5 protein-coding genes are annotated in these 5,744 nt (G+C 39.1%); all 5 read left to right on the plus strand.

Annotated features, from left to right (window positions below; translation table 11 throughout):
- Nucleotides 1-223: 223 nt before the first annotated feature.
- Nucleotides 224-1,411, plus strand: coding sequence for a M20/M25/M40 family metallo-hydrolase (locus Q0507_RS02870; RefSeq protein ID WP_298712073.1), 1,188 nt, complete (start codon nt 224-226; stop codon nt 1,409-1,411).
- A 78-nt stretch (nt 1,412-1,489) separates the two neighbouring features.
- Nucleotides 1,490-2,596, plus strand: coding sequence for a Cof-type HAD-IIB family hydrolase (locus tag Q0507_RS02875; protein ID WP_298712076.1), 1,107 nt, complete (start codon nt 1,490-1,492; stop codon nt 2,594-2,596).
- 102 nt (nt 2,597-2,698) lie between these two features.
- On the plus strand, nt 2,699-2,905 hold the full coding sequence (locus Q0507_RS02880; protein ID WP_298712079.1) for a DUF362 domain-containing protein: 207 nt from the start codon (nt 2,699-2,701) through the stop codon (nt 2,903-2,905).
- Between the two features lie 356 nt (nt 2,906-3,261).
- Nucleotides 3,262-4,797: a glutamine-hydrolyzing GMP synthase gene (gene guaA / locus Q0507_RS02885; RefSeq protein WP_298712082.1), complete on the plus strand. Its 1,536-nt coding sequence runs from the start codon at nt 3,262-3,264 to the stop codon at nt 4,795-4,797.
- 146 nt (nt 4,798-4,943) lie between these two features.
- On the plus strand, nt 4,944-5,519 hold the full coding sequence (locus Q0507_RS02890; protein WP_298712085.1) for a hypothetical protein: 576 nt from the start codon (nt 4,944-4,946) through the stop codon (nt 5,517-5,519).
- The last annotated feature ends 225 nt before the right edge of the window (nt 5,520-5,744 follow it).

Here is a 5,744-nt window from a genome sequence, read left to right on the forward strand (position 1 = left end):
TTATATTGTACGGAATTTTACACCAATAGGCAATAACATTGTATAATTAAGAGTACATGAGTTTCATATTTAAAAATGGCTTTCATTTGGACTGATTTTAGATATATCATATCTCTGTTGTTTATGTTAGTTTTCGAATCGTATTAATTTATCTTAATTGGCTTAGGTAAAACCGTTCATATCCATTTATTTATATAACTTTATTTATATTATTGGAGGCGCTATGTCCCTTACGCAAACATTTTTCAATCTTTGTAAAAGCTTCGCTCCCGATGCTTTTGCGGTGAATTATACATTAGCTAAAAACCCTGAGATTTCTAGTCAAGAATTCGAGTCTGTCAAAACCATTGGTGCTGTTTTCGAAAAATATGACATGGATGTAACCTATGAATTTTGTGATTTGCCGACTGCCTTCAAGGCGTCTGCCGTAAAAGTAGAGAATCCAAAAGGTCGCTTAGCCATACTTTGTGAATACGATGCACTGCCAGAGGTAGGTCATGCGTGCGGTCATTCCGCCAGTGGTTCTATGAGCGTGCTGGCTGCATTGACACTGCATAAAATGCAAGAAACGGGCGTAGCTTTCAACATGGATATCGATATCATCGGCACACCAGACGAAGAAGCGATGGGGTGTAAGGTAGATATGTGCAATGCAGGGGTATTCAAAGAATACGATTTTGCCATCATGGTGCATCTTGACGGCGAGGAAACGCGTCCTAATTCACAATTCTTGGCACTCGATTGCTTCCGTGCTAAGTATCAAGGTAAGCCGGCCCATGCAGCCGGCGAGCCTTGGAATGGCATCAACGCGGTAAATGGTGTGCAACTCGCTATCCATGCTATGGATATGATGCGTCAACAAGTGCGCCCTGAAACGCGCATCGGCACGTGGATCATTGCTGGAGGCACCGCATCTAATGTGATTCCTGCCTTCGGTGAATTAGAGGTCACCGTGCGTCATACAGAACGAGAGTACTTGAATGGTTTATCTGAGCAAATCAAAAACATCTTTGAAGGGGCGGCCCTTTGTACAGGTACAACTGTGGATGTAGAGTTTTATGGCAATCCGTATGATGATATGAACCAAAACCATCGTGGCACAAAGCTTATCGAAGAGGTAATGGCCGACATGGGTCTCGATTTTGAACCAGGTGCTGCAGCCCTTGGAGGTAGTTCAGATATTGGCAATGTAAGCTATCAATGCGCTGCATTCCATCCTAAATTGCGCCTCGCTGGCGAGCCGAAGGTGTGCCATTCTAAAGAATTTGCTGCCGCTATGCTAGAGCCTACCATTGAACAAACCATCATCGACGGTGCTAATATTATTGGTGGCGCTTTACTACGACTCGTAGAAAACCCAACAACCTTAGAAGAAATCGTAGCTGAATTTAAAGGATCTCTAGGGGAATAGTCATAGGATACTATGAGGATACTTCTTTGAAATCCAAGATATTGATAAATCTATTTTAGATACCATGAGGGAGGCTGTATGTCCTCAAAAGAAACATTAACTATAAAAAATTATATAGGTCTAGTCGGAGATAAGCGCATTCGATTCATCGCTTCTGATGTAGATGGCACCTTGGTAAACGATGCGAAAGCAATTCCTGAAGATGCTATTGAGGCGATTCGTGCAGCTCGTGAAAGCGGGATTCGCGTAGCCATTGCATCTGGCCGTGCATGGAATGAGATGAATGATGTCATCGAAAAACTGCCTTGCTTGCGCTATTTCATGTGCACCAATGGTGCCTATGTGATGGATAAGGACGAAAACCGCAGTCTATTCCATGTAAATTTTGATAAAGAACAAGCACTACATTTGTTACGCAAACTGTTAACCTATGGCGTATATGTAGAGGCCTATGTGAAAGACCAAATCTTTGGCATGTATCCGCCATCTAGATGCATTACCCCTGAACGCTTAGGGGCGTGCGCTTGTGAACGAAGTGGCAGTAATAAAAAGCTTTTGCATGGCATAATGGATAATCATCTACCAGGAGCAACGTACGACCACTATGCATTGGTGGAAGGTAATGAAGCAGCAAAGGTAAAGATGTCTGAATGTGAAATTGAGCAATCCAATTTCTTCTTTAGACCTAATATTCGTCCATTTATCTTGGCTACGCGAACAATGGTATGTGATTTGTTAGCTCATATGGAAGCCTTAGAAGAAGGACCTGAGAAAATTCAAATCTTTTACGGTGACGAGCCGATGCGTCAACGTATATTACAAGACTTGCGCGATGAATACCAAGGGCTGTCCCACGATGGCACAGGCCGTGAACGTTTTTATGATGTGCTGCTCTCTAGTGAAGGTAATTTAGAATTCGTATTGCCCCACACTACAAAGGGTACTGCTGTAGAAGCCTTGGCAAAACACTGGGGCTTAAGTCCTGATGAGGTAATGACACTAGGGGACAGCGAAAATGATCTATCTATGTTACGCTTTGCGGGTGCAGGCGTAGCGATGGGCAATAGCAAGCCGAATATTAAAGAAGCGGCACGATACGAAACGACAGATAATAACCATCAAGGCGTGGCAAAAGCTATTTACTCGGCTATTGCATATAATATTGCGCTCAATAGAAAATCTTGACTTTAGTATTTATAATAACCTAATGTTACATGGCAGATATAGTATTTAATCATTACGTGGATATACTTAATTTTGTTTTTTCTGATAGGGAGGTGATGCATAATGGGAAATCTAAAGTTTAATATTGATGACACTTGTGTTAAATGTGGTGCTTGTGCTGAGGACTGTCCTGTTCAATGCATCACCGAAGGGAAGACTCGATTTATTATTGGGAAAGGCTGTATCGGTTGTGGCGATTGTTATTCGATATGTCCTGTAGGGGCCGTGAAAATGTATAAACGGAAGGATGTTAAGGATCTTAAAGAGTAATATAACAGCAAACTAAGCTGTACGTTAAAACTGTATTCCAGTTTTTAAACTGAATGTAAGAATTTTAACTTTGAGTCCTAATATCTTGAATTTGTATTCTAATCTTAAAATCGTATTCTAGTATCTCACATCTGAATTTGAGTACATATTATAACTATATAAATAAAAATCCGAACATTAAATTCTTATTTATAATCTATATACGGAATATATGGAGTCGTTATACTTCCTATGGTATAATAAACTGTAATGAAAAATTAGCGTTTGGCTCGGAAAAACGCACCCACAGTACAGATATGTATGGGCATAAAAAATAGTGAATATACTTTCACAAATAGATGCATATGGAGGAAGGCATGGAAAACAAGGAATTTGTAATTGTTGTTGACTTTGGTGGTCAATATAACCAATTGATCGCGCGCCGTGTTCGTGAAAATCACGTATACTGCGAAGTATATCCATACAACAAAGCGCTGGAAAAAATTAAGGAATTAAAACCGCAAGGTATCATCTTCACAGGCGGTCCTAACAGCGTGTATGAAGAAAACTCTCCAAAAATTGAGAAAGAGATTTTTGAACTTGGTATTCCTATTCTTGGCATGTGCTATGGTATGCAATTTATGGCGCATACATTGGGTGGCGAAGTTAAATCTGCGGACAACCGTGAATTTGGTAAAACACCTACTAAAGTGGACACTACATCTCCATTGTTCAAAGGCTTGGAAGAAGACCAAGTTGTTTGGATGTCTCACGTTGACTATGTAGCAAAAGTTCCTGAAGGCTTTGAAATTGTAGCACATACTAAGGATTGCCCTGTTGCATCCATGCAAAATACAGAACGTAAATTATATGCTATGCAATACCATGCAGAAGTGTTGCACACTGAGCATGGTAAAGAAATGCTTCACAACTTCTTGTACGAAGTGTGTGGCTTCACAGGTACATGGACAATGGCAAACTATGCAAAAGCTGCTATTGAAGACATCCGCAAAACCGTTGGTGACGGCAAAGTATTGTTGGCATTGTCTGGTGGTGTAGATAGCTCCGTTGCAGCAGCTCTTATTTCTAAAGCTGTAGGCGACCAATTGACTTGTATCTTCGTTGACCATGGTTTAATGCGTAAAAACGAAGGTGACGAAGTAGAAGCAGCTTTCAAAGATTCCGGCATGCATTTCATTCGCGTCGATGCTGAAAAACGTTTCTTAGATAAATTGGCTGGTCTTGAAGATCCAGAAGCTAAGCGTAAAGCTATCGGTGAAGAATTTATCCGCGTATTTGAAGACGAAGGTCGTAAAATCGGTTCCGTTGACTTCTTAGCGCAAGGTACAATCTACCCTGACGTTATCGAGTCCGGTACTGGTGAAGCTGAAGTGATTAAATCTCACCACAATGTAGGCGGCTTGCCTGCAGTGGTAGACTTTAAAGGTCTTATCGAACCATTGCGCAATCTCTTCAAAGACGAAGTGCGCGAACTTGGTGCTGAATTAGGCTTGGCTGACTACCTCGTATGGCGTCAACCATTCCCAGGCCCTGGTCTTGCTATCCGCGTAATGGGCGAAATCACGAAAGACAAACTCGACATCTTGCGTGATGCGGACTACATCTTCCGTGATGAAATTGCCAAAGCTGGTCTTGATCGTAGCATCAACCAATACTTTGCCGTATTAACATCTACACGTACTGTAGGTGTTATGGGTGACTTCCGTACATACGACTATACATTGGCATTGCGTGGCGTAACAACAACAGACTTCATGACTGCTGACTGGGCACGCATCCCTTACGACGTATTGGACACAATCTCCCGTCGTATCGTAAACGAAGTACAACACATCAACCGCATTGTGTACGATATTACATCTAAACCACCTGCTACAATTGAGTGGGAATAAAAGTTAGAAAATATAGTATTAAAGAATACAAATACAAAGGCCTTTCATCGTTATGGTGAGAGGCCTTTTGTGAAAGTAGAGGTTGATAAGTTTGGAGTTGTGGAGGAAAAAAGAACCTTGTATTGTGATAAAAAAGAGGGATAATAGTGACTCAAAAAGAAAAAATGAAAAAGAATCTTCTTGAAGAAATAAATGGATACTTTATGCAGTTAGTTTATATGAAAGATTTAATAAATGTAAGTGAAGATGTTGATAAATATGAGGAAAATTTTAAATCTGCACCTAATTTTGCTCTAGTTATAAGTTGTGCATTAGCAGATAGTTATATGCTATCTCTTACAAAATTATATGATAAGTCAGACAAAGCTAAAACTATTCCAAATTTAATTGAAAAATGTAAAAAGAATATCCACTTATTCCCATCAAATCGTGACACATTAATTCAATTAAATAAATTTCAAGAAAAAATAAGTAATGATAAAGTGATTTCACATGCAATTAAAACTATTCGAACTAGGCGTGATTCTATTCTCGTTCATAATGATAAAAAATATTTTGGGAAAAATTTTAAAAATGAAACTTTTTATTTGAAAATGTTTCATATTTGGATATTACGTGATTTTACAGAGGAAGTCTTAAACTATTTATTTTCACAACTTTCATCTGAAGAAACGTTAAAAACAAAATACAATTATGATTTATACAATTTATTCAAAAATTAGAATTACAAGGAAATTGTAATATTAATGAATATTTATATTGGGAGTATGATTATTTGACAACTACTCATTCAGCTAAAATATCAAACAGTATAAAAATAAAGCACATGACTGTAAGATTATATAATGAACTGAACCCCTAAAATTTGAGACAATTTTGGGAGGTACAGTCTTTTTATTGTCTTTAGACTGGTTCGCGACGTAGTCGCGAATCATTAAACCACCCGC

It is taken from the genome of uncultured Veillonella sp. (assembly GCF_938010505.1).
GTDB lineage: Bacteria > Bacillota > Negativicutes > Veillonellales > Veillonellaceae > Veillonella.

Coding starts and splice junctions, on each gene's coding strand:
- Q0507_RS02870 (WP_298712073.1), top strand. CDS start 224: ATGTCCCTTACGCAAACATTTTTCAATCTTTGTAAAAGCTTCGCTCCC.
- Q0507_RS02875 (WP_298712076.1), top strand. CDS start 1,490: ATGTCCTCAAAAGAAACATTAACTATAAAAAATTATATAGGTCTAGTC.
- Q0507_RS02880 (WP_298712079.1), top strand. CDS start 2,699: ATGGGAAATCTAAAGTTTAATATTGATGACACTTGTGTTAAATGTGGT.
- guaA (WP_298712082.1), top strand. CDS start 3,262: ATGGAAAACAAGGAATTTGTAATTGTTGTTGACTTTGGTGGTCAATAT.